This is a genomic window from Streptomyces sp. S465, from assembly GCF_026898115.1.
Lineage (GTDB): Bacteria > Actinomycetota > Actinomycetes > Streptomycetales > Streptomycetaceae > Streptomyces > Streptomyces luomodiensis.
The window spans coordinates 4145498-4171931 of sequence record NZ_CP114036.1; the positions used below are offsets into that span (position 1 = coordinate 4145498).

The following is a 26434-nucleotide window of genomic DNA, read 5'->3' on the forward strand; positions in this document are numbered from 1 at the left end:
CGCCAGCCGGATGGCTGGATTCATGTCCTGGGCGACGTGGATGATCCTTGCACGACCCACAGGGGTCGGCGCAAGCCCCGGATCACCGATGCATCGCCTTGTCCGGTATCGGCAGTTGGCGACGTTCGATCGCCGCCGCCATCACCTCCGGGAAGAGGTCGGGGGTGCAGGCGAAGGCGGGCGCGCCCAGCGCGGCGAGCGCCGCCGCGTGCTCGCGGTCGTAACTCGGCGCCCCCTCGTCGGACAGCGCGAGCAGCGTCACGAACTGCACCCCGGACGCCTTCATCGCGGCGACCCGCCCCAGCATCTCCTCGCGTATGCCGCCCTCGTAGAGATCGCTGATGAGGACGACGACGGTGTCGGCGGGCCGGGTGATCCGCGACTGGCAGTAGGCCAGCGCGCGGTTGATGTCGGTGCCGCCGCCGAGCTGGGTCCCGAAGAGGACGTCCACCGGGTCGTCGAGCTCCTCGGTCAGGTCCACCACCGAGGTGTCGAAGACGACCAGCCGGGTGGCGAGCGAGCGCATCGAGGCCAGCACGGCGCCGAAGACCGAGGCGTAGACCACGGACGCGGCCATCGACCCCGACTGGTCGACGCACAGCACCACGTCCTTCTTCACGCCGCGCGCCGCCCGCCCGTATCCGATGAGCCGCTCGGGGACGACCGTACGGTGCTCGGGCAGGTAGTTCTTGAGGTTGGCCCGGATGGTGCGGTTCCAGTCGATGTCCCGGTGGCGCGGGCGGCTGATCCGGGCCGAGCGGTCGAGTGCCCCGGTGAGAGTGGCGCGGGTGCGGGTCGCCAGCCGCTTCTCCAGATCCTCGACGACCTTACGGACGACGGCCCGTGCGGTGTTCTTGGTCGTCTCCGGCATGGCCTTGTTGAGGGACAGCAGGGTGCCCACGAGATGCACGTCCGCCTCCACGGCCGCCAGCATCTCCGGCTCCAGCAACAGGGCGGACAGGCCCAGCCGGTCGATGGCGTCGCGCTGCATGACCTGGACGACGGACGTGGGGAAGTACGTGCGGATGTCCCCGAGCCAGCGGGCCACTTGGGGCGCCGAGCCGCCGAGCCCGCCGGAGCGCGCACCGCTCGCCGCGCCCTGGGAGCCGCCGGTGCGCCCGGCGACCGCGCCGCTGCCGCCGCTTCCGCTGCCGCCGGAACCGTTATGGCCCCCGGAGCCGTAGAGGGCCTCGAGCGTGCGGTCCATGGCGGCGTCGGCCGCGCTGAGCGAGCAGCCGGTGCCGTCGGCGCCCTGGCCACCGAGCACCAGCCGCCAGCGCCGCAGCCGCTCCTGATCAGCCCGGCCATGACCGTGGTCGCGGCCAGCGTCACCGTGACCGTGGTCGCCGTGGGCGCCGTGGGCGCCGTGGGCGCCGTGGGCGCCGTGCTGGTCGCCGTGCGTCATCGGGCTGCCTCCATGGTGTCGTTGCCGTGCGGGGCGGGATCGAGCCCCAGCAGCAGCCGCACCGTCGGTACGACGGCCGCCGCCCGGTCCGGATCCAGCCCGGGGCCGAATCCGGGCGCGGCGGGGGCGCCTGGTCCGCCGGTGCGCCCGTCGGCCGCGGCGCCCCGGCGGACCAGCTCGCCCAGGGTGCGGCGCACCCCCGTGTCGTACGCGGAGAAGGTGCGCCGCAGCAGGGGCAGGACGTCGGTGAACGCCTCGGCGGGAACGGAGGTCAGCCAGCGGTCGACCAGGCCGAGCAGCCGCTCGTCGTGGACGAGCAGCATTCCGCCGCCCGTCCCGCCGCCGACGAACCCCTCGATCCAGGCGGCCGCTTCGGGTGGCTGGGTGCCGGGCGAGAGCGCGAGCCCCATCAGCCGGGCCGCCTCGTCCTCGACGAGCCGGCCGTCGTCCAGCAGCAGCCGCGCGGCGCGGCCCCGGATCAGCCCGGGAGTGGCGGGGGTGCCGTCCCGTCCGGCGAGGGAGCGCAGCATGCCCGCCCAGCGGGCCCGCAGCCCGCCGGGGGCACCGGGCTCGGCCATGGGCGTCTCCGCCGTGCGGCTCCCGGCCCGCGGCCCCGCTTCCGCTCCGGTCTCCGCCCCTGCCGCCGCCTCCGCGCCTGTTCCCGTGCCCGTCTCCGTCCGGGTCTCCGCCAGCAGCCCGATCGCCCGGTGCACGGCCTCCATATGGCCGCGCATCTCGGCGGCGCCGTCCGCGTCGAGGCCGACGCAGGCGGGGGGCAGCCCGACCAGGATCCGCTCGGCCAGCCCGACCGCGACCTCTCCGAGCGCGGCGGTGTCGGTGCCGCGCACGTCCCCGTAGCGCACCGAGCGCACCAGGGCGGGCAGGGCCTGGGCGAGATGGCCGACGTCCGCGTCGAGCGCGGCCCGGTCGGCGAGCGACCGCATCACGACGGGGAGGGCCCCGGGAAGCCCGGCGAGCAGACAGCGCTCGGCCAGCTCGGTCACCTCGGCGAGCCCCTTGGCGCTCCGGGCCTCGGTCTCCGCCTTGGCGGTGGCCGCCGACAGCAGCGTGGTGCCCCACACCCCCGCCTCGGCGACCCGCACCGACAGCTCCGGCTCCCACCGCAGCCGCCAGGTCTCCCGGAAGGTGCCGGTGCTGCCCCGGGAGACGGCCGGGGTGCCCCAGTCGACCCCGAGCAGCCGCAGCCGGTGCAGCAGACGGCTGCGCCCGGCGTCGGTCTCCTTGCGCAGGTCCAGCTCCAGCTCGCGCTCCAGCGCCTCGGGCTTGAGCCGCAGCGAGCGCTGGGTGCGCGTCAGGTCGCGCTGGAGCGGCGCCGCCGGGGCCGACTCGGGGACTTCGCCCAGGACATCCCCGACCACCAGCCGGTCCCGCACCAGCGCGATCGGCACGTCGGAGCCCTCGCACATCACCGCCCTGACGGCGTCGAGGGTCTCGGCGAGCCCGGCGAGCGGACGTCCGCGCATGGCGGCCAGCGTTTCGGCGAGCCTTACGGCCTCGATGACATGGGCCGAGGAGACCGCGAAGTCCTCGTCCCGCAGCAGCCCGGCGACCTTGGTGAGCCAGCGCTCAACGGGCCGGTCGGGGGCGTGGAAGAGGTGGTCGTACCAGCCCGGGGAGGTGATGCCCGCCCCGTAACCGCTGTGCCGGGCCAGCCGCCGGTGGGTCCAGGGCACCCAGCTGATCTCGGTCTTGACCTTGGGCAGGCCCTTGAGCAGCTTACGGTCGGCGGTGGCGGTGGTCCGCTCCCCCAGCGCCGGTACGTGCCAGGCCCCGCAGACGACGGCGACCTCGTCCCCGAACTCCCGCCGCGCCTCGCGCAGCCGCAGCCGCATATGGGCCTCGCGCACGGTGTCGTCCTCGTGCCCGCCGTGCCCGTACTCGGCGCGCAGCGCCCCCATCGCCTCCGCCACGGCCGCGAACGCCTCCGTGCCGCCGGTGCCGCGGTGCTCGATGACGTCCTCCCACCAGCGCTCCGGGTCGTCGTATCCGGCCGCCTCGGCGAGCACGGACAGCGGATCGACGCGCAGCCGCTCGGCGGAGCCGGGGGCCGCAGCGGCCCGGTCCCCCGGGCCCGCCGGGTCGGGCGAGGCGGGCGGGGCGGGCGCATCCGGTGGGGCCGCCGGGGCCGCCGGCGCCACCGGAGCCACCGGGGCCTCCTTCGCCGACATGGCCAGCGAGTTGGCCGCCGGGAGGTCGATGAACCGTACGGGGACCTCGTGGGCCAGCGCCCACTGGATGGCCGCCCACTCCGGGGAGAACCCGGCCAGCGGCCAGAACCCGGCCCGCCCCGGGTCGTCCGCGGCATGGGCGAGCAGCGCGACGGGCGGACGCATGTCCTTCTCCGCGGCGAGCCGCACGATCGCGTCCGCCTCCGGCGGCCCCTCGATCAGCACCACTCGCGGTGCGCACGCCGTGAGCGCCGCCCGCACCGCCCGCGCCGACCCGGGCCCGTGATGGCGCACCCCCAGCAGCAGCGGACCGGCGGCCCGCGCTCGCGGGGCGCCCGTCATGCGGTCACCTCTCGGCACGCGCGGTAGAAGTCCTTCCAGCCGTCGCGCTCGCGGACGACCGTCTCCAGGTACTCCTGCCAGATGACGCGGTCGGCCGCCGGGTCGCGGACGACCGCGCCCAGGATGCCCGCGGCCACGTCACCCGCCCTCAGCACACCGTCGCCGAAGTGGGCGGCGAGGGCGAGGCCGCTGGTGACGACGGAGATGGCCTCGGCCGTCGAGAGCGTGCCCGAGGGCGACTTCAGCTTCGTACGGCCGTCGCCGGTCACTCCCTCGCGCAGCTCACGGAAGACCGTGACCACGCGGCGGATCTCCTCGACGCCCTCCGGGACCTCCGGGAGCTCCAGCGAGCGGCCGATCTGGGCGACGCGGCGGGAGACGATGTCGACCTCGTCGTCCGGGGTCGCGGGCAGCGGCAGCACGACCGTGTTGAAGCGGCGGCGCAGCGCGCTGGAGAGTTCGTTGACCCCGCGGTCGCGGTCATTGGCGGTCGCGATCAGGTTGAACCCGCGGACCGCCTGGACCTCCTCCCCCAGCTCCGGGATCGGCAGCGTCTTCTCGGACAGGACGGTGATCAGCGTGTCCTGCACATCGGCCGGGATGCGCGTCAGCTCCTCCACGCGCGCGGTCATGCCGTCCGCCATCGCGCGCATCACCGGGCTCGGCACGAGTGCGTCGCGGCTCGGGCCGTGGGCGAGCAGCTGGGCGTAGTTCCACCCGTACCGGATGGCCTCCTCGGCCGTCCCGGCGGTGCCCTGGACCAGCAGCGTGGAGTCGCCGCTGACCGCCGCCGCCAGATGCTCGGACACCCAGGTCTTGGCGGTGCCGGGCACGCCCAGCAGCAGCAGGGCGCGGTCGGTGGCGAGGGTGGTGACGGCGACCTCGACGATGCGGCGCGGGCCCACGTACTTGGGGGTGATCACGGTGCCGTCGGGCAGTGTGCCGCCGAGCAGATAGGTGGCGACCGCCCAGGGCGACAGCCGCCACCGCGCGGGACGCGGACGGTCGTCGGCCGCGGCCAGCGCGCGCAGCTCGTCGGCGAAGGCCTCCTCCGCGTGTGGACGCAGGGCTTGCGCGGCTCCGGCGGCCCCCGCCGTTCCGGTGGTATCGGTGGATTCGGTTCCGGGCACAGTGACGGTCACAGCTCCCCCACGACTCGTTTCCTCGTTCCGTTTCCGGACGCGTGAACCACCCTGCACCACCCCACTGACAACCGGGCCCCGGCCGACGAACGCCCAGGTCAGAGCGATTGTCAGTGGGTGCCCGTACCGTCGCAGACATGAATCCGCAGGGGGAACGCTGGACGGCGGAGCAGGTGCTGGCCCTGGCTCCTGACGCCGCGTCGCGCACGGCGGGCGGCAAGCTCGCCGCGGCCGGCTCGTGGTCGGGCGCGGGGGCGCGCGGCCAAGCGGTGTGGGGGCTGTGCTCGGGCAGCGGCAGCAAGCCGTACCAGACGGTCGTCGATCTGAACGGACCCGGCTATCGGTGCAGTTGCCCGAGCCGGAAGTTCCCGTGCAAGCACGCGCTGGGCCTGCTGCTGCTGTGGTCGTCCGGCGAGGGGGGCGTGTCCGGGGGCGGTGAGCCGCCGGAGTGGGCCGAGCAGTGGCTCGGCGGGCGGCGCGAGCGGGCCGGAAGAGCCGCCGCGGCCCGGGAGGCGGGTGCGGGGAGCGGCGGGACGGGCGACGGGGCGGGCCGCCGCGGGACAGGCGACGGCGCGGGGAGCGGGCGGAGCGGCGGAGCGGCCGATCCGGAGGCCGCGCGCCACCGCGCCGAGCGGCGGGCCCAGCGCATCGCGGCGGGTGCCACCGAGCTGGAGCGGCGGCTGGCCGATCTGCTCCGCGACGGTCTGGCCGCCGCCGACCGCGCCGGATACGGGGCGTGGGACGAGACGGCCGCGCGGATGGTCGACGCCCAGGCTCCGGGTCTGGAGACGCGGGTGCGGGAGCTGGCCGCGATCCCCTCGTCCGGTCCGGGGTGGCCCGCCCGGTTGCTGGAGGAGTGCGCGCTGGCCCACCTCCTCACCCAGGGCTTCCTCCATCTCGACCGCCTCCCGGAGCAGCTGGCCGCCACCACGCGCACCCGGGTGGGTCTCACCACGCCGGTGGCCGAGCTGCTGGCGACCGGGGAGGCGATCCGGGACCGCTGGCTGGTCCTGGGCCGCCAGGACGGCACGGACGGCAGGCTGACCACCCGCCGCAGCTGGCTGCGGGGCGAGCGTACGCACCGGATGGCGCTGCTGCTCTCGTTCAGCGCCCCCGGCCGGCCCCTCGAGCCCGCGCTGCCCACCGGCCTGGTCCTGGACGCCGACCTCACCTACTACCCGGCGGCCCGCCCGCTGCGTGCCGCGATCGGCGCCCGCCACGAGGAGGTGCCGGAAGACCCGGCTCCCGCCGTGGCCGCGGCCCCCGAGGGATGCGATGTCGACACCGCGCTCGCGATCTACGGAGCGGCGCTCGGGGACGATCCCTGGCTGGAGGGCTGGCCGGTCGTGCTCACCGATGTGGTGCCGGTCCCTGGCGACGACGGATGGCAGCTGGCGGACGAGCGCAGCGGCTCGGCGCTGCCCGTCGATCCGCGCTGCGCGGGGCGCACCGACCTGTGGCAGCTGATGGCGATATCCGGCGGCGGCCCGGTCACCGTCTTCGGCGAGTGCGGCCATCGCGGCTTCTCGCCCATCACCACCTGGGACCCGACCCCCGTCCCGCTCATCGCGGCGGCAGCGCAGGGAGGCACCCGTTGACCAGCACGACCCCCACCGCGCCCTGGGACGACCTCGTCGCGGCCGCGCTGCTCGGCACCGAGCGGCGCACCCCGCCGGTCGCCCCGCGCCCCGGGCAGGACGCACCGTCCGCCCTGCTGGACGCCGCCGCGCTCAGCACCGTGCGGCGGCGGGCCGGGCTGCGTCCCGCGCCCGCCCGGCCGGGGCCCGGCCGGGCACCCGAGGATCCGCGGCCGGCGCTGCCCATGGCCGCCCGCAGCAGACTGGCGATGCTGCTCGCCGACCGTTCGGCTCCGGGGCGCGGCGGCCCGCGCACCGCACCCGACCTCGCCGAACTGCTGCCGCAGTGGCTCGCGCTGGCCAACCACCACGGCTATCGGGTGCCCGACGCCCTGCTCCCGGCTCTCCTCGACGCCGCCCGCGCCCGCACCGATCTGCGGCCCGAGGCGCTGACGCTCGGCGGGCCGCGTGCGCTGTGGCTGGCCCGGCTCAACCCGGACTGGAAGTTCGCGCTGCGGGGCGCGCCGACGGGCCGGGCGCACACCCCCGTCCCGGAGCCGTCCGAATCGGCCGGGGCGGCCGCCGCCCCGCCCGATGAACAGCGGCTGTGGGAGGAGGGGCTTTTCGCCGAGCGGGTGTCGCTGCTGGCGGCGGCGCGCCACCGCGACCCGGCGGCGGGGCTGGCGCTGCTGGGCGGCACCTGGTCGACCGAGCGCGCCGAGGACCGGCTGATGTTCCTGGACTCGCTGCGCGACGACCTCTGCCCGTCCGACGAGCCGTTCCTCGAACAGGCCCTGTCCGACCGCAGCCGGAACGTGCGGGCGACCGCTGCCGAACTGCTCTCCGCGCTCCCCGGCTCCGCACTCGCCGCGCGCATGGCCGAGCGGTCGCACGGCTGTGTGTCACTGACCGCCGACGCCCGGATAACCGTCCGGCCGCCGGACGAGTGCGACAGCGGCATGCAGCGTGACGGCATCGTGCCCAAGCCACCCTCCGGCCGGGGGGAACGGTCCTGGTGGCTGGGCCAGTTGGTGGAGGCGACCCCGCTGGACCGCTGGAGCGAGTGGTTCGGCGGACGCGGCCCCGCCGAGATCGTGGCGCTGCCCGTCACGGACGGCTGGCGGGCGGATCTGCATGCCGCCTGGTGCCGGGCGGCGGTGCGGCAGCGCGACGCGGAGTGGTGCCGTGCGCTGCTCGGCACCCCGGCCGTCGCGCCCGCCAACACCGGGGAGGCGGCATCAGCCGCCTGGCGGGACCCCGCGAAGCTGCTGTCCGCGCTCCCCGCTCGGGAACGGGCGGAGTGGGTGGCCGAGTTCATCGCGTCCCACGGGCTGTCCGACGCCTTCCGGCTGCTGGGGGTGTGCACGGTGCCCTGGGCCGAACCGCTGGGCCGGGCCGTGGTGGACGCGCTGGACATCGCCCGGGACGCGGGCAGCTACCCGTGGAGCTTCAGCGGGGTCATGGGTCTGGCCGAGCGCTGCCTGGACCCGGCGCAGGCGGACCGGCTCGAGGTGCTGACGGCGATACCGGACGAGGCGGAGGGGGCGGCGCCGGGAGCCGGGGGCTATTGGGCAGAGGCGTTCCAGCGGCTCGTGGGAACGCTACGGCTGAGGGCGACCATGCGAGCCGAGCTCGAACCGGCCTGATCCCCGATCCGCACCGGAATCCGGCCGCCGGATGCCCTGGGCCGGACGTGATCCGGCGCCAGGGCATCCGGGACCCGGCCGTGCCATCGGGCGTTGGCCACGATCCGGGATCCGGTCGTGCTCAGGACCCCGGCCCTGGCTCCGGACCTCAACCGTCACCCGAGATCGGGCCATGCCCCGGGCTCCGGCCATAACCGGGACCCGGCCCTGGCTCCGGGCCCCGGCCATAACCGGAACCCGGCCGTGACTCCGGACAGACCCCGGCCCTCACCCGGGATCAGGCCCTACCTCGGGCCGCCCCGGCCGCGTCCAGGACCCGGCCGCCGTCCAGGACCCGGCCATCGCTCCGAACCCCGGCCCTCACCCGGAGTCAGGCCCTACCTCGGGCCCCGGCCGTCACCGGGAACCCGGCCGTGACTCCGGACAGACCCCGGCCCTCACCCGGGATCAGGCCCTACCTCGGGCCGCCCCGGCCGCGTCCAGGACCCGGCCGCCGTCCAGGACCCGGCCATCGCTCCGAACCCCGGCCCTCACCCGGAGTCAGGCCCTACCTCGGGCCCCGGCCATAACCGGAACCCGGCCGTGACTCCGGGTGCTGGCCGTGAACCGGAACCGACCGCGGCTCCGGACCCCGACCGCGGCTCCGGACCCCGACCGCGGCTCCGGAGCCCGGCCGTGCTCCATGGCGGGTCCGGGTCAGGCGGCCACCGGGCGGACGTTCTCGCGGACCCATTCCACGATGGCCGCCGTCGTCGCCCCCGGGGTGAAGATCTCCGCGACGCCCTGCTCCTTGAGCGGGGGAATGTCCGCCTCGGGGATGATCCCGCCGCCGAAAACCTTGATGTCCTCGGCCTCGCGCTCCCGCAGCAGCTCCAGCACCTTGGCGAACAAGGTCATATGGGCACCGGACAGGATGGACAGCCCGATCGCGTCGGCGTCCTCCTGGATCGCGGTGTCGACGATCTGCTCGGGCGTCTGGTGGAGCCCGGTGTAGATGACCTCCATGCCCGCGTCGCGCAACGCCCGCGCGATCACCTTCGCCCCGCGGTCATGGCCGTCCAGCCCCGGCTTGGCCACCACCACACGGATCGGACCGGTCACACCCATCGCAGCCTCCAAGCCCTTCGAGCCTTGCGAACCGTCGCCCGCACCGACGTGAACGAACGTTATCCCCAGCATCCCCTACCCGGCAGTTTCGCGGCACTCGGCGAGGGGGAAATCACACGTGGGACACGTGCACCGAAGGCGCCGTATGCGCTTCGGGCCGGCCACACCAGGGGAGCCGCAGCGGGGACCGTCGCACCGCGCAGCGCCGCCGGCAGTCGGATGGCGCCGCGGTGCGACGGAGCGGTCCCCGTACGCAACGCCCGCACCACCCCACCACCTCGCCACCGCAGTCCGCGCCCCTGTTGTCCGTACATCCACTCGTGCGTCAGATGTGCCCGGACTTCCAGGCGATAACGGAGTTGCGGCAGCCTGCCCATGAATGCCGTGCGCCTTTCGTCGCTTTGTACTCTTCCGCAACATCCGCAACATCCGCGTCAACGGAATCGGACATCTCGTCCTGGCGGTGCACGGCAACGACGCGAAGGCGCCCTCTCAGTGCCCTCAGGAGGCCGGGAATTGCCGAACGTCAATCGAACATCCGGCCAAGGGAGTGCGTACAGTCAGCCGAAAGACGGCCAAATACCCTTTCCCGAGATGCTCGAAAGTCACGGAAGATTGTGGCTGCCGCGTACTGCCGGGTACAGTCGCCGCTAATTCTCCTGCAGCCGAGGCGAAAGAGAAGTTGGTGGTGAACGACCGTCACCCGTCGGGGGCCTCTCCGACCGTCCCCGCTCCCGACGCCTCGTATCCGTACGAAGAGGCTTACGGTCAGCGGCAGGACACAGCGCACGGCTACGTCGGGTACGACGGCTATTCCACCGGCAGCTTCGACCACCTGGCCACGGCCTACGGTGACGGTGACCCGCTCTTCGGCACGCTTCCGGGCGCGTACGACGGCGGACAGGGCGCCCTCAGCGGTCAGTACGACGCCTCCCAGTGGGCCGCGGTCGACCAGCACCAGACCGGCTCGTACCAGCAGCACGACACGGGCCACTACGACACGGCCTCTTACGGCTCCGGTTACGACACCGGCGCCTACGACACCACCGCGATGTGGGCCGCCTCCGGCTATCACCTGCCGACCGGCATCCCCACCCAGCAGGACGCCGAGACCGGCGCCCAGTGGGACATCGGCGCCTGGGACGCGGGCGCCACCGGCCAGACCGAGATGCCGGGCCAGTGGGATCACGGCACGGGGTACGAGTCCGGGGTACAGACCTCGGGCGTGGACACCGGGCAGACCCAGTTCTGGGACACCTCCCTCTACGGGACCGTGGACGAGGGGCAGTACGACCACTCGGAGCTGAACCACCCGGGGCTGAACCACTCGGGGCTCGACCAGCAGGCCCCCGACCACAGCCCGGGACTCGATCACCACCCCGGGCTCGACCAGGCAGGCTTCGAACAGCCCGGGCACGAGCCCAACGCCTTCGAGCAGACGGCCGTGTTCGAGCAGGCCGTCATCCCCGAGCAGCCCGACGGCTTCGAGCACACCGCCGTCTTCGACCCGATCCACGAGTCCGACCAACCGTACGACCCGGCCCCCGAGGCGGAACCTGAACCCGAGGCGGCGGCCGTGCGGGAATCTGCCCCCTCCCCCCGCCGGGAGGCGAGCCGCGGTCGCCGCCGTACCCCCTCCCGCCCCAAGCGCTCCGCGCTCCTCACCGTCGCCGTCCCCTCCGTCTGCGCCCTGGGCGTCACCGCCGTGGCCGCCGCCTCGGTCAGCGGCATGGGAAGCGACAAGAAAGACGAATCCACCACCCAGGCCGCACCCGACACCGCCGCGGCCCCCGTGAAGCCCTCCGCCGCCAACAGCAAGCTGGACTCCCAGCTCGCCGAGGTCCGGGAGGGCGCCAACGACTTCCGCGACCGCGCCAGCCGCACCCAGGAGCGCATCGACCTCCAGGCGCGCCAGGCCGCCGAGAAGAAGCGCAAGGCCGAGGAGGCGGCGCGGAAGGAAGCGCTGCGCCCGAAGTTCGCGCTGCCCGTCGCCCAGCACGGCCTCAGCGCCCAGTTCGGCCAGGCCGGTATCAACTGGATGTCGGTGCACACCGGCATCGACTTCCCGGTGAGTTACGGCACGCCCGTGATGGCCGCCACCGACGGCACCGTCACGACGCAGTGGAACGACGCCTACGGCAACATGGTCGTGCTGACCAGCCCGGACGGTACGGAGACCTGGTACTGCCACCTCAGCAGCGCCAAGATCCGCTCCGGGACCGTCAAGGCCGGGGACACCATCGCCTACTCCGGGAACTCCGGTAACTCCACCGGCCCGCATCTGCACTTCGAGGTGCACCCCGGCGGCGGCTCGGCCATCGACCCGCTGCCCTGGCTGCGGAGCCACGGCCTCGACCCGACCTGATCCGACCCGGCCGGGTCCGGATCCGGCCTGTGGCGGCGGCCCCGGCCCGTGGCTCCCCCGCTGCCCGCAGGCCGTCCCCTACCGGCCGTCCCCCACAGGCCGCTCCCTACAGCTTCTCCACCGGTGCGTACCGCAGCAGCAGCCGCTTCGGCTTCTCGTCGCCGAAGTCGATCGTCGCCTCCGCGTTGTCCCCGCTGCCCTTCACCGCCACCACCGTGCCGAGCCCGAACGAGTCATGGGTGACCCGGTCGCCGATGGCCAGAGCGACCACCGGACGCTCCTTGGCCCGCCGGGTCGCGAACCCGCTGCCCCCGGTGCGCGCACGCGACGACGACAGACCGGACGACAGCCCCGACGGCGGCGTCGAGGCGACGCCGCCCATGGACGCCGACGGGGTGGCGGGCCCGGTGCGCCGCCACCGCACATACTGGTCCGGGATCTCCTCCAGGAAGCGGGACGGCGGGTTGTACGCGGGCTGTCCCCAGGCGCTGCGCATCGTCGACCGGGTCAGGTAGAGCCGCTCGCGGGCCCGGGTGATCCCCACATAGGCCAGCCGCCGCTCCTCCTCCAGCTCCTTGGTCTGGCCGAGCGCCCGCATATGCGGGAAGACGCCGTCCTCCATGCCGCTGAGGAAGACGACCGGGAACTCCAGGCCCTTCGCCGTGTGCAGCGTCATCAGCGTGATCACGCCGGAGCCCTCGGTGTCCTCGTCCGGGATCTGGTCGGAGTCGGCGACGAGCGCGACCTGCTCCAGGAAGTCCGCGAGGCTGCCGGGGTTCTCCTCGCTCCGGTCCTGCTCGAACTCCAGGGCCACGGCCGCGAGCTCCTGGAGGTTCTCGATCCGGGTCTCGTCCTGCGGATCGGTGGACGCCTGGAGCTCGGCCAGATAGCCGGTGCGCTCCAGCACCGCCTCCAGGACGGTCGCCGGGCCCGCCCCGGACTCCGCGATGGTGTGCAGCTCCTCCATGAGGGTGTTGAACCGCTTGACGGCGTTGGCCGAGCGGGCCGCCATGCCGTACGCCTCGTCCACCCGGCGCAGCGCCTGCGGGAAGGTGATCTTCTCGCGCAGCGCCAGCGCGTCGATCATGGCCTCGGCGCGCTCCCCGATACCGCGCTTGGGCACGTTCAGAATCCGGCGCAGCGGGACGGAGTCCTCGGGGTTGGCCAGCACCCGCAGGTACGCGAGGACGTCCCGGACCTCCTTGCGCTCGTAGAAGCGCACGCCGCCGACGACCTTGTACGGCAGCCCGACCCGGATGAAGATCTCCTCGAAGACACGGGACTGGGCGTTGGTCCGGTAGAAGACCGCCACGTCCCCGGCCTTGGCGTCGCCCGCGTCCGTCAGCCGGTCGATCTCGTCGGCGACGAACTGGGCCTCGTCATGCTCGGTGTCGGCCACATAGCCGACGATCTCGGCTCCGGCGCCGGCCTGTGTCCACAGGTTCTTCGGGCGGCGGTTCTCATTGCGCTCGATGACCGCGTTGGCCGCGCTCAGGATGGTCTGGGTCGAGCGGTAGTTCTGCTCGAGGAGGATCGTCCGCGCGGTGGGGTAGTCCTCCTCGAACTGGAGGATGTTACGGATCGTGGCGCCCCGGAAGGCGTAGATCGACTGATCGGCGTCGCCCACCACGCACAGCTCGGCGGCGGTCGTCTCCTCGGTGTCCGTGCCCACCAGCTCGCGCACGAGGGTGTACTGGGCGTGGTTGGTGTCCTGGTACTCGTCCACCAGGACGTGCCGGAAGCGGCGGCGGTAGTGCTCGGCGACGTCCGGGAACGCCTGGAGCAGATTGACCGTGGTCATGATGATGTCGTCGAAGTCCAGCGCATTGGCCTCGCGCAGCCTCGACTGGTACATCGCGTACGCCTCGGCGAGGGTCTTCTCAAAACCGTCCGCCGCCTGCCCGGCGAAGGTCTCCTCGTCGATCAGCTCGTTCTTCAGGTTGGAGATCTTGGCGCTGAAGGACTTCGGCGGGAACCGCTTGGGGTCGAGGTCCAGATCCCGGCAGACCAGCGACATCAGCCGCTTGGAGTCGGCGGCGTCATAGATCGAGAACGACGAGGTGAAGCCGAGCTTCTTGGACTCCCGGCGCAGGATGCGGACGCAGGCGCTGTGGAAGGTGGACACCCACATGGCGTTGGCCCGCGGGCCGACGAGCTCCTCGACGCGCTCCTTCATCTCGCCCGCCGCCTTGTTGGTGAAGGTGATGGCGAGGATCTGGCCGGGGTGCACCCCGCGGGCACCGAGCAGATACGCGATGCGGTGGGTGAGCACCCGGGTCTTGCCGGAGCCGGCGCCCGCGACGATCAGCAGCGGAGCGCCGGTGTGCTCCACGGCGGCCTTCTGCTGCTCGTTCATCCCCTCGAGCAGGGCGGACGGGTCCACGGCGGGCCGCGGCGCGCCGTCCCGGTAGTGGGCCTCCCTGGGCACGGGCGCGTCGAAGGCGCCGCTGAAGAGGTGATGCGGCACGTCCTCAGCACCACCGTGGGCAGGGTGCGCCGAATCCTCGGGCGGCGGTGGCTCCTCCTCATGCGAGGGGGGCCCGAGGTCCGCCAGGAAGCTGTCGTCAAAGAGGCTGCTCATCGCTCCCCGAGTCTAGGCCGCCCCACTGACACCCGACGTCCGAACATCACGAAACGGTTTCGGGCAAAACGAACACCAGTCTTCACAGAAGCCCCACGCATTGGCTACCGTCCTGCGTCAGGCGGCCCGGACGATCCGTCGGCGAACCGCGTCGGCACGGGCGGCCTCCGCCGAGTCCGGCACCGCCGCGAGGCGGCCCGGAGCCGGGGACCCAGAACGCACGACCGGGGTGAATCGGCCGAGCGGTGCGGCACGCAGGTGCCGCGCGCGAGGCCGTAGGGCAACCTTCCGAACCGCCCGAACCCGACAGCTAACCCGGTAGGCGGTCCACGGAAGGAGTCGCCTCCCTTGGCGTCGCACCGCAAACCGCGGACCCGCATACCCGCCCCGCGCACCGGTCACGGCCGCCGTACGGCCGTCGGGTTCACCACGGCCGCCCTCGCCTCCGTCACCCTCCTGTCCCAGTCGGCCAACGCCGCGCCCGGTGATCCCCGGCCGGCCTCCCAGTCGATCGAGAAGGTCAAGGAGAAGGTCGACACCCTCTACCACCAGGCGGAGACCGCCACCCAGCGCTACAACGCCGCGAAGGAGCGCACCGACCAGCAGCGGGCCAAGGTCGACAAGCTGCTGGACTCCGTCGCCCAGCGCACCGAGAAGCTCAACGAGGCGCGACGCACACTGGGCACCTACGCCGCCGCCCAGTACCGCGACGGCGGATTGGCCCGCTCCGCCGCGACCCTGCTGTTCTCCGACGATCCGCAGGACGTCTTCGACCAGTCGCATCTGCTGGACCGGCTGACCGGTCGACAGAAGCAGGCCGTCGACAACTTCCGGACACAGCGGACGAAGGCCGCCGAGGAGCGCCGTAAGGCCGGCGCGAGCCTCGCCACGCTGACCGCGGCGCAGAAGCAGCTGAAGACCCAGAAGAAGACCGTCCAGGACAAACTGACCGAGGCCCGGCGGCTGCTGGCGAATCTGACCGCCAAGGAGAAAGCACGGCTGGCGGCGATCGAGAAGAAGCAGGCGGAAGAGGCCCGCCGTAAGGCCGCCGCGCTGGCCGAGAAGCAGCGGCAGGAGGCCGCCGCCCGGAAAAAGCAGCAGGAGCAGCAGGGACAGCAGGACGGGAGCGGCGGCTCGACGACCCCCTCGGCCCCCGCCAACAGCTCCAAGGCGGCCCAGGCCATCGCCTTCGCGAAGGCGCAGCTCGGCAAGCCGTACGTGTGGGGCGCCACCGGTCCCAGCTCCTTCGACTGCTCAGGGCTGACGCAGGCGGCCTGGAAGTCCGCCGGGATCTCGCTGCCGCGCACCACCTGGGACCAGGTGAAGATCGGTACGCGCGTCTCGACGTCCGAGCTCCAGCCGGGCGATCTCGTCTTCTTCTACGACGACATCAGCCATGTCGGCCTCTACATCGGCGACGGGATGATGATCCACGCGCCGAAGCCGGGCGATGTGGTGAAGAAGGCCCCGATCACGGAGATGCCGATTTACGGGAGCGTACGGCCCGCGTAGACCAGGCTCTCGTGAGTCAAGGTCTTGTGTGAGCCAGGCTTTCGCGGGTCAGGCCCTCAGAGACCGCGGTGCCGCTGCCCGGGGCCGGGTCCCGGGCAGCGGCACCGGCATCGCCTCAGGTGCCGGGCTTGCGCCCGTAGACGTACACATCGTCGCCGTTCTTCAGCAGGCTCCAGTACTTCTTGGCGTCGGCCGCGCGCATGTTGACGCAGCCGTGGGAGCCGGGCGGGGACCATACGCTGCCGGCGATGGAGTGGAACGCCTGACCGCCGTCGAAGAACTGGCTGTAGGGCATGGCGACCTTGTAGAGCGTCGACCAGTGGTTCTTGTTCCGCCAGTAGACCCTGGTCAGCCCGGTGCGGGTCTCGAAGCCGTTCCGCCCGGTCCGCACCGGAACCGGTCCGTAGACCAGCCGGGAGCCGTCCTGGATCCAGCTCAGCTGCCGGGTGAGGTCGACACAGGCGATGCGGCCCTTGTTGGTCGGGCACTTCTTCGCCGCGTTCGGTTTGTGTCCGGCCGCCTTCTGGGCGTTGATCAGCTTCATCACACCCGAGGTGATCGGGCCGGCGTAGCCAATCGTCGGGCTGATGCCGTGGTTGATCTGGAACTTCTGGATCGCGCGGCAGTCCGCCCGCGACTGCCGCCCGTCGACGGGGCGGCCCAGGAACTTCTCGGCCTGCTTCTGATACGGACCCGCGGTGCTGGTGCAGTACGACGCGGCGGCCTGCGCCGGACCGGCCACGGCGACCGCGAGCGGCACCGTCATCCCCGCCAGCCCCAGCACGATGCCCACACGCCGGCTACGACGACCTCCGAGACTCTTGAGGCCTCCGAGACCTCCGACTGACCCCCATACCCCCATGGCCACTCCTCTCGACTGCCAAGCTCTTTACTACGACAGCTCGCGAGTGCAAATGGTTGCACCGAGGTTGCGCCCTACTCCCCCCGTACACCAGTTCGTCAGGTCCACAGAACGGCGATGAAGATGTTTGCCGTCGTCAAGGCACCCACCGCGCCGAAGGCGGCCGACTCGACCTTCTCCTCGTCGCGCTTCACGTACACCAGACCGAGGATCACGATCAGCAGCGCCAGCTTCAGGCCGATCTTGACGGTGTTGACGCTGTTGTCGTCGGCCTGATTGAGCCCGACCAGCGCCACGCCGGTCACCAGCATGGTCAGCGCGCCGTGCAGCATCCCCGGGGTCATCCGGGCCTCGCCCGCGCTCATCGCCTTCATCTGCGAGAGGAAGCCACCGAGCAGCGCGCCGATGCCGACGATGTGCAGACCGACGAACAGATGAATGAGTACGTCCATAGCTCGGGAGACTAACCGCGCGCATAACACCGGCCGGCACCTGGGTGGGCCCCTATGGGCGCTTCGGTCAGGGTCGCTCGAGACTCTCGGCCACCCCGCTCACCCTGCGATCAGTCGCCGTCACAAGAGCGACGAAAACCGTCCACTCCCGTTCATTCACCCGCATGGCCCCCACTTTCCGGCCTAGCTTCCCCTCCAGGTGGCAGTCCGCTTCCCGTCAACCGAGGGTCCCCGCCTTCGTGGCGGGCTGCCACCCGCCCGTCCGTTCCCCACGAAGGTCCAGGACCCGAAACGTCCTGGAATGCCCAAGAGAGACCAGGTGAACCGCCGCAGTGGCGTCGCACAGGAAGCCCAAGCAGCGCTCGCTCACCAGCAGCACCGCCCGCGCGGCCGCGCTCCTCGCCCTCACGGGCACCGCGTCCGCCACCCTCCTCGACGGCATCGGGCACGCCGAGCACCACCTCACCCCCGCTCAGGTGAGGGCGAAGGTCGATGAGTACCGACGGGAGGCCGAGGAGGCCACCGAGAAGTACAACGGCGCGAAGGACAAGGCCCACAAGGCCCGGCGGGCGCTGGACGCGCTGCGCGACCAGGCCGCCCGCCGCACCACCCGGCTCAACGCCGCGCGCAACGCCCTCGGCGCCTTCGCCGCCGCCCAGTACCGCTCCGGGACCATCGCCCCGGCCCTCCAGCTCGCCCTGTCCTCCTCCCCCGACCAGTACCTCCAGCGCGCCTCGCTCGTGGAGCGCGCGGGGAACCGCCAGACCGCCCTGATCGCCGCCGTCGGCCGTCAGGAGCGGAAATTACGCCAGGTCCGCGGCGAGGCGGCCGACCGCCTCGCCGCTCTGCGCCTCTCCCAGACGGCGGCCGCCCGCCACAAGCGGACCGTCCAGGAGAAGCTCGCCGCCGCCGACCGCCTCCTCGACCGGCTGACCGACGAGCAGCGGCGGCGTCTGTCGGCGGCCCAGGAGGCCCGGGACGGCGGCAAGGCCGGGGCCGGCTCGCCCATTCCCGCCACGGGCCGCGCCGCCCTCGCCGTCTCCTACGCGTACGCGGCCCTCGGCAAGCCGTACGTCTGGGGCGCCACCGGCCCCCATGGCTATGACTGCTCGGGGCTCACGCAGGCCGCCTGGCGCGCCGCCGGTGTCTCCCTGCCCCGCACCACCTACACCCAGATCAGCGCCGGGCGGCGGGTCCAGCGTGACCAACTGGCCCCCGGTGACCTGGTCTTCTTCTACTCCGGCATCAGCCATGTCGGCATCTACATCGGCGGCGGCCGCATGATCCACGCCCCACACCCCGGAGCCCCCGTGCGGATGGCCTCCGTGTCCGACATGCCTTTCGCCGGAGCGGCCCGCCCGGCGTAACCCGCCCCGCTCGGGGAGGCGGTGCTCGCCATGACAGGGGACTCGGCGGACGTGAGTCGATCGCGGCGATCTGTCGGCGGCCGCGGCGGGTGACGGCGATCTGTCGGCGGGCTGCGGCGGCTGACGCTGAACTGTCGGCGGGGCGTCGGTCACGGCCGTAAGGGTGGAGCTCACGGCCGTAAGGGTGTCGTCGCGGCCGTAAGGCTGATACGTGGCCGCGCAGGCCACATCCCGTCACCGAGCAGATGCCGTCATGAACCCCGACGCGAGGAGCCCCGCATGCCTTCCGCATCCCCGACCGAGCCATGGGACGTCCACCGGCTGCCGTCCGCCCAGGGCAAGACCTTCCTGGTGACCGGCGGCAACGCGGGGATCGGGTACTTCGTCGCCGAACAGCTCGCCGGTACGGGGGCCACCGTCGTCCTCGGCAGCCGGGACCCGGCGAAGGCGGACGCCGCCGTGGCCTCGATCCGCTCCCGGCTCCCCGATGCCCGGGTGCGTCATATCCGGCTGGACCTCGCCGCTCTCTCCTCGCTCAAAGCCTCCGTGGAAGCGCTGCGGTTGGATCGTCTGGACGCGGTCGTCCACAACGCCGGGGTGAAGTTCGACCAGCCGCCCCGCCGTGAGACCGACGACGGCCATGAGGCGATGTTCGGGATCAACCACCTCGGGCACTTCGCGCTGACCCACTGGCTGATGCCCCTGCTCACCGCCGCGCCCGAGGGCCGCGTCGTCACCACCGGCAGCTTCGCGGCCAAGTCCGAGCGGCTGGACCTCGACGACCTCCAGAGCATCCGTGACTACCGGCCGGAGCGCACCTATGGGCGGTCGAAACTGGCCCAGATGCTCTTCGGTTTCGAACTCGACCGCCGGCTGAGGGCGGTCGGCAGCACGGTGCGGAGCGTGGTCACCCACCCGGGCGGCGCGCTCGACTCCCTCACCCCCTCGCGCCCGCCGATTCACGTCCGTACGACCGGCGAGCGGCTGCGGGGGCTGCCCGCCGGTGTCCTCGTCCAGGGCAAGGAGGCCGCCGCCTGGCCCGCCGTACGAGCGGTCCTCGACCCGTCCGTCACCGGCGGCGAGCTATGGGTCCCCCGGACCTTCGGTCTCCGCGGCGTCCCCCGGCGCGAGCCCGTCCGAGGCCATCTGGCGGATGCGGAGGTCGCGGCACACCTGTGGTCGGCGAGCCGCGGCCTGACGGGGGTCGAGCCGGAGTTCGGTTCCGTGTGAGGCCCTCAGTCAGAGCATGTAGTCCTTGAGTTCCGCGGTCACGAGGGTGATCCCGACCGGATCCGGGAGCTCGATCACCGCGCCGAAGTACCGTGGAGCCGTCCCGCTTGTCACAGGCGATCCCGCCGGTTGGTGTCCCCGTCCGTGGTTCAGTCGCTGAAGCGGGTCGTTTCGCTCAACTCCGCACGCGGGATGGAGATGCCGTTCACCGGGGCGGACGGGTCCGCGTAGCCGAAGGAGACGCCGAGCAGCAGCTTGCGGTCCGCCGCGACGCCCAGGGAGCGGCGCACCGTGTCGGCGTAGAAGCTGAGGAGGCCCTGTGGGCAGCTCGCGATGCCATGGGCGGTCAGGGCGAGCAGCAGGGTCTGGCCGTACATGCCGACGTCGGCCGCCATCCGCACCTCCGCGGTGGCCGGCAGGAACAGCAGGGCGACGTGCGGGGCGCCGTAGAAGTCCAGGCTCTCGACGTCGTACGCGGCGCGGGCCGCGTGATCGTCGCGGCCTATGCCCAGCGCGCCGTACATCGCGGCGCCCGCCGCGCGGCGCCGCTTCTGGTGGACGTCGCCGTACATGCCGTCGTCGTAGGGGAAGTCCGGGGTCATCCGCCCGGCGGCGTGGGCGGCTCGCAGGTCCGCGCTGAGCCGGTCGCGGGCCGCGCCGCTGACCACCTCGATATGCCAGGGCTGGGTGTTGGAGTTGGAGGGCGCCGCGCCCGCGAGGGAGAACACGGCGCGGAGGGTCTCCTGCGGTACGGGGTCGGAGCGGAAGGCGCGGACGGCCCGGCGGCCACGGATGAGCCGCTCGGCGTTGGCGCGCAGGGCCGGGCAGGGGAGGGTGGTGGTCATGCCGCTGTTGGTTCCTTGGTCGTTGGTCGAGTGCTGAGCCATTGGGCCGTGGGGACTACGGGGCCACCGCGCCGCAGGAGCTGCCGGGGGCCGAGGGAGCGTCCGCGTCCAGGAAGGACTGGATGATCCGCTCGGCCGCCTCCTTCAGCGCGGCCGCGGAGCGCTCGGCCGAGAAGATCTGCGTGGTGACGTTGGCGCCCTCCACCAGCATCTGGAGCATGTAGGCCAGACCCTGCGGATCGCGGACCGGCAGCGGGGCGATCAGCTCGGCCAGCATCTCCAGGTACTCGGCCTTCAGCCCGCCGGCCGTCCGGTGCACCGGGTGGTCGCGGTCGGGGAATTCGACGCAGGCGTTGGCCAACGGGCAGCCGCGGAAGTCCGGCTCGCTGATCCGGTCCGCGATGGCGCCTATGACGTGGCGCAGTTGGGCCAGCGGATCGCCGGGACATGCCCGGCGCGCCGCCTCCAGCCAGTCGCGCGGGGGGTCGGCCTGCGCCTTCACATAGGCGACGGCCAGGTGGTCCTTGGACTCGAAGCTCCGGTAGATGCTGGGCTTCCCGACCCCGGAACGCTCGGCGATCTCGGCGACGCCGACCGCGCGGATGCCCTCTTGGTAGAAGAGATCGCACGCGACGCCCCAGACCCGCTGCCCCGCCGGTGACCGTCCTGCCATCAGGTCCACCCTTCCTCGTCCGACGTACCGTTCGGTACTCACGCGTGATGCCCACCGTACCGATCGGTACGGCGGGACGTCAACCCTCTACGCCGCCGGGGCGTCCCCCACGGCCGACGGGCCGCTCAGGCCCGGCTGCCGCCGTCCACCCGGAGCACCGTGCCGGTCACGTAGGAGGCGCGGTCGCTGAGGAGCCACGCGGCGGCCTGGGCGATCTCGTCCGGGTCGGCGGCACGGCGCAGCGGGGCCTGCGTCGTGATCCGCTCGATGACGCCGGGGGAGCTGTCCTCCCATTCGCGGATCATCTCGGTGATCGTGGCGCCGGGCGCGATGGCGTTGACGCGGATGCCCTCCGGGCCGTACGTGACGGCGGCCGACTCGGTGAGGCTGTTGACCGCGCGCTTCATGGCGCCGTACGCCGGGAGTTCGGGGTTGCCCATGAGGCTGCCGACGCTCGAGTTGTTGACGATGGCGCCCGTTCCGGCGGTGGCGCGGATGGCGGTCACCTCGGCGGTCATGGCCAGCCACGGGCCCCTGAGGTTGACGGCGTAGACGTGGTCGAAGTCGGCCTCCGGGAACTGGTCCATCGGGCCCGGCTGATGGCTCGTCGCGCCGTTGTTGAAGGCCACGTCGAGCCGGCCGTACAGCTCCACGGCCCGGTCGACGGCGGCCCGCACGCTCGCCGCGTCGGCCAGGTCGCACACGACGTGGTCCGCGGTACCGCCGGTCGCCCGGATCTCCTCGGCGACCGCCTTGATCTGGGCCTCCGTACGGGCCGCCAGCAGCACCCGGGCGCCCTCCCGGGCGAAGAGGCGCGCCGCGGCGGCGCCGATGCCGCGCCCGGCGCCAGTGACGAAGGCGACCTTGTCGGCCAGCAGGCCGAGGCCGGCCCCGGTGGCGGCGCGGGTCAGGGTCTCGGGGGTGATGTCCGGTGTGTTGTCCATGGTCACGAGCCTGCGACCGGCCCCACAGCTCATCCAGGCACCGGCGATACCTGGTTGAGCCCCCACCGTCCGCCCACACTGAGGGCGTGGACAGACGAGAACTTGCGGCCTTCCTGCGCAGCCGGCGCGAGCGGATCACCCCCGCCGACGTGGGACTGCCCGCCGGGACGCGGCGCCGCACCCCGGGGCTGCGGCGCGAGGAGGTGGCGCAGTTGGCGTTCATCTCGACCGAGTACTACACGCGGCTGGAGCAGGCCCGCGCGCCGCGCCCGTCCCGCGAGGTGCTGGCCGGGCTGGCCCGCGCCCTGCGGCTGGCCGACGCCGAGCGGGTCCACCTCCACCATCTCGCGGGCGCCCCGCCCGGTCCGGCGGCCGGACCGTCCCGTGAGGTGCGGCCGAGCATCGCGGAGCTGCTGCGGCGGCTGCCGCACGCGGCGGCGATCGTCGTGTCCGCAAGTTACGAGGTCATCGCCTGGAACGACTTGGCCGCCGCCTTCATGGAGGACTTCTCCGCCCTCTCGCGCCGCGACCGCAACCTGGCCCGCCGCGCCTTCCTCGGGCCGCACCGGGACGGGCGGCGGCTGTACGGGGTGACGGACGCGGACGCGTTCGCCCGGACCGCGGCCGAGAACCTGCGCGCCACGGCCGCCCGCTACCCCGACGACCCGGAGGTGACCGGGCTGGTGGCCGAACTCCGTGCGGGCAGCGAGGAGTTCGCCCGGCTGTGGGACTCCCACGACGTGTCGACCGGGCCCACTCTGTGCAAGACGTTCCACCATCCGCTCGTCGGGCCCATCACCGTCAACTGCGACTCGCTGGACATCACCGACCGGGACCAGCGGGTCGTCATCTACACCGCCGACCCCGGTTCACCGTCCGAGGAGGCGCTGAAGCTGCTGTCGGTCATCGGCACCCAGCGCATGGATGTGCCGAGCTAGTCAGGGCCGCCTCGGCGCGGGCGTCCGCGGGACGCGCGGCCGCGCCCGTGGTGGCACCTGACCGTTTGAAGGTGATCAGCTGACCATTTGAAGGTGATCAGCTGACCGTCGCGAGGCCGTTCGCCAGCAGGGCAAAGGCGGCCTCCGCGTCGCGGACCGCGTCCGGGTAGCGGGCATCGGCGGTCTCGCCGGACGCCAGGCGCTCGAAGTTCTCCGTGGACAGCGCCCATTGGACGGCGATGACCTGGACCGAGGCCATCCGGGCGATGAGGTCCGGCGCGTCGGCGGTGTCGCGCAGGGCCTCGGTGAGGGCGCGTTCGCCGCCCGCCTTGAAGCGCTGCATGCGGTCGATCAGGGCGGGGGTCCGGAAGATCAGTTGGGTGAGCTCCCGGATCTCGGGGGTGTCGTTGAGACCGGTGATCGGATCGCGCCGGCGCAGGCCGTCGAGGAAGTGGTCGCGCAGAGCGGTCAGCGGAGTGGTGCGCGCGGAGCGGGCGCGCACCACCCGGGCGGATTCGGTCTCGTGGTCGGCCATGCGGTGCACCACGAGGTCTTCCTTGGTCGGGAAGTACGCGAACAGCGTGCGCTTGGAGACCTCGGCGGCCTCGGCGATCTGGGCCACGGAGACCTCATGGAAGCCGCGCTCGATGAAGAGGGCGATCGCGGCGTCCGAGATCGCCTCGCGGGTCCGCTGCTTCTTGCGTTCCCGCAGGCCGGGCTGGTTCTCGGTCGTCACGCGCCCACACTACCCCACAAACTGCACTTGGAATATTTCTGCACCTGGTGTACTTGTTTACCGAGTGCAGAAGCGAGGGAGGGCGAAATGGAATCGATCGAGACCGAGGTCGTCATCGTGGGCGCCGGGCCGACCGGGCTGACGCTGGCGTACGAGCTGGCCCTGGCCGGGGTGGAGACCCTGGTGCTGGAGAAGCTGCCGGAGCGGCTCCAGCAGGTGAAGGGCGGGGCGATCCAGCCCCGTACGGCGGAGATGCTGGAGCTGCGGGGGCTGCTGGAGCCGATGCTGCGGCGGGCCATGCCGCGCGGACCGGTCGGCGGGCACTTCGCGATGCTGCCGGTGCCGCTGGACTGCCGCCCCTGGGACACCCGGTATCCGTCCCCGATCTCGCTCCCCCAGTGGGAGATCGAAGAGGTGCTGGAAGAGCGGGCGACCGCCCTGGGCGCGCGGGTACGGCGCGGGGCCGCCGTCACGTCGGTCGAGGCGGACGCCGACGGGGTGACCGTCACGGCGCACGACGGTCCGCGAGTGCGGGCGCGGTACGTGGTGGCGTGCGACGGGGGCCACAGTGCGGTCCGTAAGGAGCTCGGAATGCCGTTCCCCGGGCGGTCCGGGACATATCTGGCGGTCCTCGCCGACGTTCGGCTGTCGTCCGTGTCGGAGCTGGTGCCCCGGGAGCAGGGGCACATCAGCACCCTGACGCGGCAGGCGAACGACTACTGGGCGATGCTCGTCCCACTCGGCGACGACCGCTACCGGCTCACCTACGGGTACTACGGGTCCGAGGACCGCCCGGAGGTCACCCGGGACACCCCCGTCGGCGACGACGAGATCGCCGCCGCGCTGCGGGCCGTGTACGGCGAGGGGACGGTGCTCGGCGGGGTGGACAACTCCTCCCGGTTCAGCGACGCCACCCGGCAGGTCGAGCGCTACCGGGCGGGCCGGGTGCTGTTCGCGGGTGACGCCGCGCACATCCATCCGCCGCTGGGCGGGCAGGGGCTGAACCTCGGTGTGCAGGACGCGTTCAACCTGGGCTGGAAGCTGGCCGCCACCCTCCATGGGCGGGCCCCGGCCGGGTTGCTGGACAGCTACCACGCCGAACGGCACCCGGTCGCGGCCGGAGTGCTGCACCACACCTCGGCCCAGCGGGTGCTGGCGGATCCGCGCCCAGACAACGAGGACATGACGGCCCTGCGGGAGATCGTCACCGATCTGCTGCGGCTGCCGGACACCAACCGGCACCTGGCGGGGCTGATGTCAGGGCTGGCGCTGGGGTACGAGATCCCCGGTGCCCGCCATCCGCTGGCCGGGCAGCGGGTGCCGGACGCCGAGCTGGTCACCGCGTCCGGGCCCGCCCGGCTGTCGTCGCTGTTCGGCCCGGGACACGCCGTGCTGCTGGACGTGGGCGGGCTCGTCCCGGACGGCGTACGGCTGCCGGAGCGGGTCGACCTCGTACCCGCCAAGTCCACGGCCGACCTGGGCGCGGGCGCACTGCTGTTCCGCCCCGACGGCTACGTCTGCTGGGCGGCGGACGACGCCGCCGCATGCCGTGAGGGGGTGCTGCCCGCGATCGCCGCGCATCTGGTGGCCTGACGATCCGAGCCGCCAGGTTGGCAGGCCGTCACACCGCCAGAGGTGTCGGACCGCCCAGGCCGTCAGACCGTCAGGCCACTAAGCCGTCACACCGCCAGACCGTCAGGCCCCGTCACGCCGCCAGACCGCCAAGCCGCCAAGCCGTCAGACCAAGCGACGGGCCGTCGCCCAGCGGGTCAGCTCGTGGCGGTTGGAGAGCTGGAGCTTGCGCAGCACCGCCGAGACATGGCTCTCGACCGTCTTCACCGAGATGAACAGCTGCTTGGCGATCTCCTTGTAGGCGTAACCGCGGGCGATCAGGCGCAGCACCTCGCGCTCCCGCTGGGTGAGCCGGTCCAGGTCCTCGTCCACGGGCGGGGCGTCGGTGGAGGCGAAGGCGTCCAGGACGAAACCGGCGAGGCGCGGCGAGAAGACCGCGTCGCCCTCGGAGACCCGGAAGATCGCGTCGACCAGGTCGGTGCCGGTGATGGTCTTGGTCACATAGCCGCGGGCGCCGCCGCGGATGACCCCGATGACGTCCTCGGCGGCGTCCGAGACGGAGAGCGCGAGGAAGCGCACCGGACGGTTCTGGTCGGCCATCAGCGAGGCGCTGCGGCGCAGCACTTCGACCCCGCCCCCGCCGGGGAGGTGCACGTCGAGTAGTACGACCTCGGGGCGGGTCGCGGTGATCACGGTGACGGCCTGGTCGACATCGGCCGCCTCGCCGACCACCTCGACGCCGGTCCGGGCCGTGTCCCCGATCTCGGCCTGCACCCCGGTGCGGAACATACGGTGATCGTCGACCAGCACGACACGCACCCGGCGCGGCTCCGCGGCGTCGTCGGGTCCCGCGCCGCCCGCCCCCACCGGACCGGGCGCGGGCACGCCACCCGCCGGTCCGGGCGTGCCCAGGGCGTCCCTGCCGTCCCTGTTGTCGGGCACCGAAGCA

Annotated in this window: 20 protein-coding genes and 1 riboswitch; of the genes, 8 read left to right on the forward strand and 12 right to left on the reverse strand. The window is 72.8% G+C overall.

Features of this window, described 5'->3' with window-relative positions:
• Positions 1–82 precede the first annotated feature (82 nt).
• Genes N6H00_RS17485 through N6H00_RS17495 form a run of 3 tightly spaced genes read right to left on the reverse strand, consistent with a single transcriptional unit; the run spans position 83 to position 5078 of the window.
• Complete coding sequence (locus tag N6H00_RS17485; RefSeq protein WP_268972672.1) at positions 83–1405, reverse strand: VWA domain-containing protein; 1323 nt, start codon at positions 1403–1405, stop codon at positions 83–85.
• Positions 1402–3936, reverse strand: coding sequence for a DUF5682 family protein (locus N6H00_RS17490; RefSeq protein WP_268972673.1), 2535 nt, complete (start codon positions 3934–3936; stop codon positions 1402–1404). The genes N6H00_RS17485 and N6H00_RS17490 overlap by 4 nt, the downstream gene beginning before the upstream one ends.
• Positions 3933–5078, reverse strand: a complete 1146-nt coding sequence (locus N6H00_RS17495) for an ATP-binding protein (RefSeq protein WP_443072972.1) — start codon at positions 5076–5078, stop codon at positions 3933–3935. The genes N6H00_RS17490 and N6H00_RS17495 overlap by 4 nt, the downstream gene beginning before the upstream one ends.
• A 137-nt stretch (positions 5079–5215) precedes the next feature.
• Here N6H00_RS17495 and N6H00_RS17500 point away from each other — a divergent pair, with 137 nt between their 5' ends.
• Positions 5216–6676: an SWIM zinc finger family protein gene (locus N6H00_RS17500; protein WP_268972674.1), complete on the forward strand. Its 1461-nt coding sequence runs from the start codon at positions 5216–5218 to the stop codon at positions 6674–6676.
• Positions 6673–8301: a DUF5691 domain-containing protein gene (locus N6H00_RS17505; RefSeq protein WP_268972675.1), complete on the forward strand. Its 1629-nt coding sequence runs from the start codon at positions 6673–6675 to the stop codon at positions 8299–8301. The genes N6H00_RS17500 and N6H00_RS17505 overlap by 4 nt, the downstream gene beginning before the upstream one ends.
• A gap of 696 nt (positions 8302–8997) precedes the next feature.
• On the opposite strand, the gene N6H00_RS17510 is transcribed toward N6H00_RS17505, so the two are convergent.
• Positions 8998–9408 carry a cobalamin B12-binding domain-containing protein gene (locus N6H00_RS17510; RefSeq protein WP_268972677.1) on the reverse strand — a complete coding sequence of 137 codons (411 nt, stop codon included), beginning with the start codon at positions 9406–9408 and terminating at the stop codon, positions 8998–9000.
• A gap of 685 nt (positions 9409–10093) precedes the next feature.
• Here N6H00_RS17510 and N6H00_RS17515 point away from each other — a divergent pair.
• Positions 10094–11773: a M23 family metallopeptidase gene (locus N6H00_RS17515; RefSeq protein ID WP_443072973.1), complete on the forward strand. Its 1680-nt coding sequence runs from the start codon at positions 10094–10096 to the stop codon at positions 11771–11773.
• A gap of 106 nt (positions 11774–11879) precedes the next feature.
• On the opposite strand, the gene pcrA is transcribed toward N6H00_RS17515, so the two are convergent.
• Complete coding sequence (gene pcrA / locus N6H00_RS17520; RefSeq protein ID WP_268972680.1) at positions 11880–14354, reverse strand: DNA helicase PcrA; 2475 nt, start codon at positions 14352–14354, stop codon at positions 11880–11882.
• Between the two features lie 173 nt (positions 14355–14527).
• A riboswitch (cyclic di-AMP (ydaO/yuaA leader) is annotated at positions 14528–14694 on the forward strand.
• An 8-nt stretch (positions 14695–14702) separates the two neighbouring features.
• Between pcrA and N6H00_RS17525 the strand changes: the two genes are divergently transcribed.
• Positions 14703–15866 carry a C40 family peptidase gene (locus N6H00_RS17525; protein ID WP_268972681.1) on the forward strand — a complete coding sequence of 388 codons (1164 nt, stop codon included), beginning with the start codon at positions 14703–14705 and terminating at the stop codon, positions 15864–15866.
• A gap of 115 nt (positions 15867–15981) precedes the next feature.
• Here the strand turns inward: N6H00_RS17525 and N6H00_RS17530 are convergent, their stop codons facing one another.
• Positions 15982–16632, reverse strand: a complete 651-nt coding sequence (locus N6H00_RS17530) for a L,D-transpeptidase (RefSeq protein ID WP_268977012.1) — start codon at positions 16630–16632, stop codon at positions 15982–15984.
• 194 nt (positions 16633–16826) lie between these two features.
• Positions 16827–17180: a hypothetical protein gene (locus N6H00_RS17535; RefSeq protein WP_268972682.1), complete on the reverse strand. Its 354-nt coding sequence runs from the start codon at positions 17178–17180 to the stop codon at positions 16827–16829.
• A gap of 332 nt (positions 17181–17512) precedes the next feature.
• Here N6H00_RS17535 and N6H00_RS17540 point away from each other — a divergent pair, with 332 nt between their 5' ends.
• Entirely contained in the window at positions 17513–18547 is a 1035-nt protein-coding gene (locus N6H00_RS17540; protein WP_268972683.1) for a C40 family peptidase, read from the forward strand.
• A gap of 279 nt (positions 18548–18826) precedes the next feature.
• The gene (locus N6H00_RS17545; RefSeq protein ID WP_268972684.1) at positions 18827–19777 is read left to right on the forward strand and encodes an SDR family NAD(P)-dependent oxidoreductase; all 951 of its coding nucleotides are present in this window, start codon (positions 18827–18829) and stop codon (positions 19775–19777) included.
• 149 nt (positions 19778–19926) lie between these two features.
• Here N6H00_RS17545 and N6H00_RS17550 read toward each other — a convergent pair whose 3' ends face one another.
• From N6H00_RS17550 to N6H00_RS17560, 3 genes are all read right to left on the reverse strand, one after another.
• Positions 19927–20622, reverse strand: coding sequence for a nitroreductase (locus N6H00_RS17550; protein ID WP_268972685.1), 696 nt, complete (start codon positions 20620–20622; stop codon positions 19927–19929).
• 55 nt (positions 20623–20677) lie between these two features.
• Entirely contained in the window at positions 20678–21295 is a 618-nt protein-coding gene (locus N6H00_RS17555; RefSeq protein ID WP_268972686.1) for a TetR/AcrR family transcriptional regulator, read from the reverse strand.
• Between the two features lie 125 nt (positions 21296–21420).
• The gene (locus N6H00_RS17560; protein WP_268972687.1) at positions 21421–22239 is read right to left on the reverse strand and encodes an SDR family NAD(P)-dependent oxidoreductase; all 819 of its coding nucleotides are present in this window, start codon (positions 22237–22239) and stop codon (positions 21421–21423) included.
• An 86-nt stretch (positions 22240–22325) separates the two neighbouring features.
• On the opposite strand from N6H00_RS17560, the gene N6H00_RS17565 reads away from it, so the two are divergent.
• Positions 22326–23177, forward strand: coding sequence for a helix-turn-helix transcriptional regulator (locus tag N6H00_RS17565; RefSeq protein ID WP_268972688.1), 852 nt, complete (start codon positions 22326–22328; stop codon positions 23175–23177).
• Positions 23178–23274: 97 nt separating this feature from the next.
• On the opposite strand, the gene N6H00_RS17570 is transcribed toward N6H00_RS17565, so the two are convergent.
• Positions 23275–23913 carry a TetR/AcrR family transcriptional regulator gene (locus N6H00_RS17570; RefSeq protein WP_268972689.1) on the reverse strand — a complete coding sequence of 213 codons (639 nt, stop codon included), beginning with the start codon at positions 23911–23913 and terminating at the stop codon, positions 23275–23277.
• Between the two features lie 87 nt (positions 23914–24000).
• Here N6H00_RS17570 and N6H00_RS17575 point away from each other — a divergent pair, with 87 nt between their 5' ends.
• Positions 24001–25506: an FAD-dependent monooxygenase gene (locus tag N6H00_RS17575; RefSeq protein WP_268972690.1), complete on the forward strand. Its 1506-nt coding sequence runs from the start codon at positions 24001–24003 to the stop codon at positions 25504–25506.
• A 144-nt stretch (positions 25507–25650) separates the two neighbouring features.
• Here N6H00_RS17575 and N6H00_RS17580 read toward each other — a convergent pair whose 3' ends face one another.
• Positions 25651–26427 carry a LuxR C-terminal-related transcriptional regulator gene (locus N6H00_RS17580; RefSeq protein ID WP_443073222.1) on the reverse strand — a complete coding sequence of 259 codons (777 nt, stop codon included), beginning with the start codon at positions 26425–26427 and terminating at the stop codon, positions 25651–25653.
• Positions 26428–26434 lie beyond the last annotated feature (7 nt).

Excerpts from the sequence above, each read along its gene's own strand:
- N6H00_RS17535 (WP_268972682.1), bottom strand. The coding sequence starts at position 17,180 with ATGGACGTACTCATTCATCTGTTCGTCGGTCTGCACATCGTCGGCATC.
- N6H00_RS17485 (WP_268972672.1), bottom strand. The coding sequence starts at position 1,405 with ATGACGCACGGCGACCAGCACGGCGCCCACGGCGCCCACGGCGCCCAC.
- N6H00_RS17560 (WP_268972687.1), bottom strand. The coding sequence starts at position 22,239 with ATGGACAACACACCGGACATCACCCCCGAGACCCTGACCCGCGCCGCC.
- pcrA (WP_268972680.1), bottom strand. The coding sequence starts at position 14,354 with ATGAGCAGCCTCTTTGACGACAGCTTCCTGGCGGACCTCGGGCCCCCC.
- N6H00_RS17545 (WP_268972684.1), top strand. The coding sequence starts at position 18,827 with ATGCCTTCCGCATCCCCGACCGAGCCATGGGACGTCCACCGGCTGCCG.
- N6H00_RS17490 (WP_268972673.1), bottom strand. The coding sequence starts at position 3,936 with ATGACGGGCGCCCCGCGAGCGCGGGCCGCCGGTCCGCTGCTGCTGGGG.
- N6H00_RS17550 (WP_268972685.1), bottom strand. The coding sequence starts at position 20,622 with ATGACCACCACCCTCCCCTGCCCGGCCCTGCGCGCCAACGCCGAGCGG.
- N6H00_RS17510 (WP_268972677.1), bottom strand. The coding sequence starts at position 9,408 with ATGGGTGTGACCGGTCCGATCCGTGTGGTGGTGGCCAAGCCGGGGCTG.
- N6H00_RS17530 (WP_268977012.1), bottom strand. The coding sequence starts at position 16,632 with ATGACGGTGCCGCTCGCGGTCGCCGTGGCCGGTCCGGCGCAGGCCGCC.
- N6H00_RS17500 (WP_268972674.1), top strand. The coding sequence starts at position 5,216 with ATGAATCCGCAGGGGGAACGCTGGACGGCGGAGCAGGTGCTGGCCCTG.
- N6H00_RS17575 (WP_268972690.1), top strand. The coding sequence starts at position 24,001 with ATGGAATCGATCGAGACCGAGGTCGTCATCGTGGGCGCCGGGCCGACC.
- N6H00_RS17555 (WP_268972686.1), bottom strand. The coding sequence starts at position 21,295 with ATGGCAGGACGGTCACCGGCGGGGCAGCGGGTCTGGGGCGTCGCGTGC.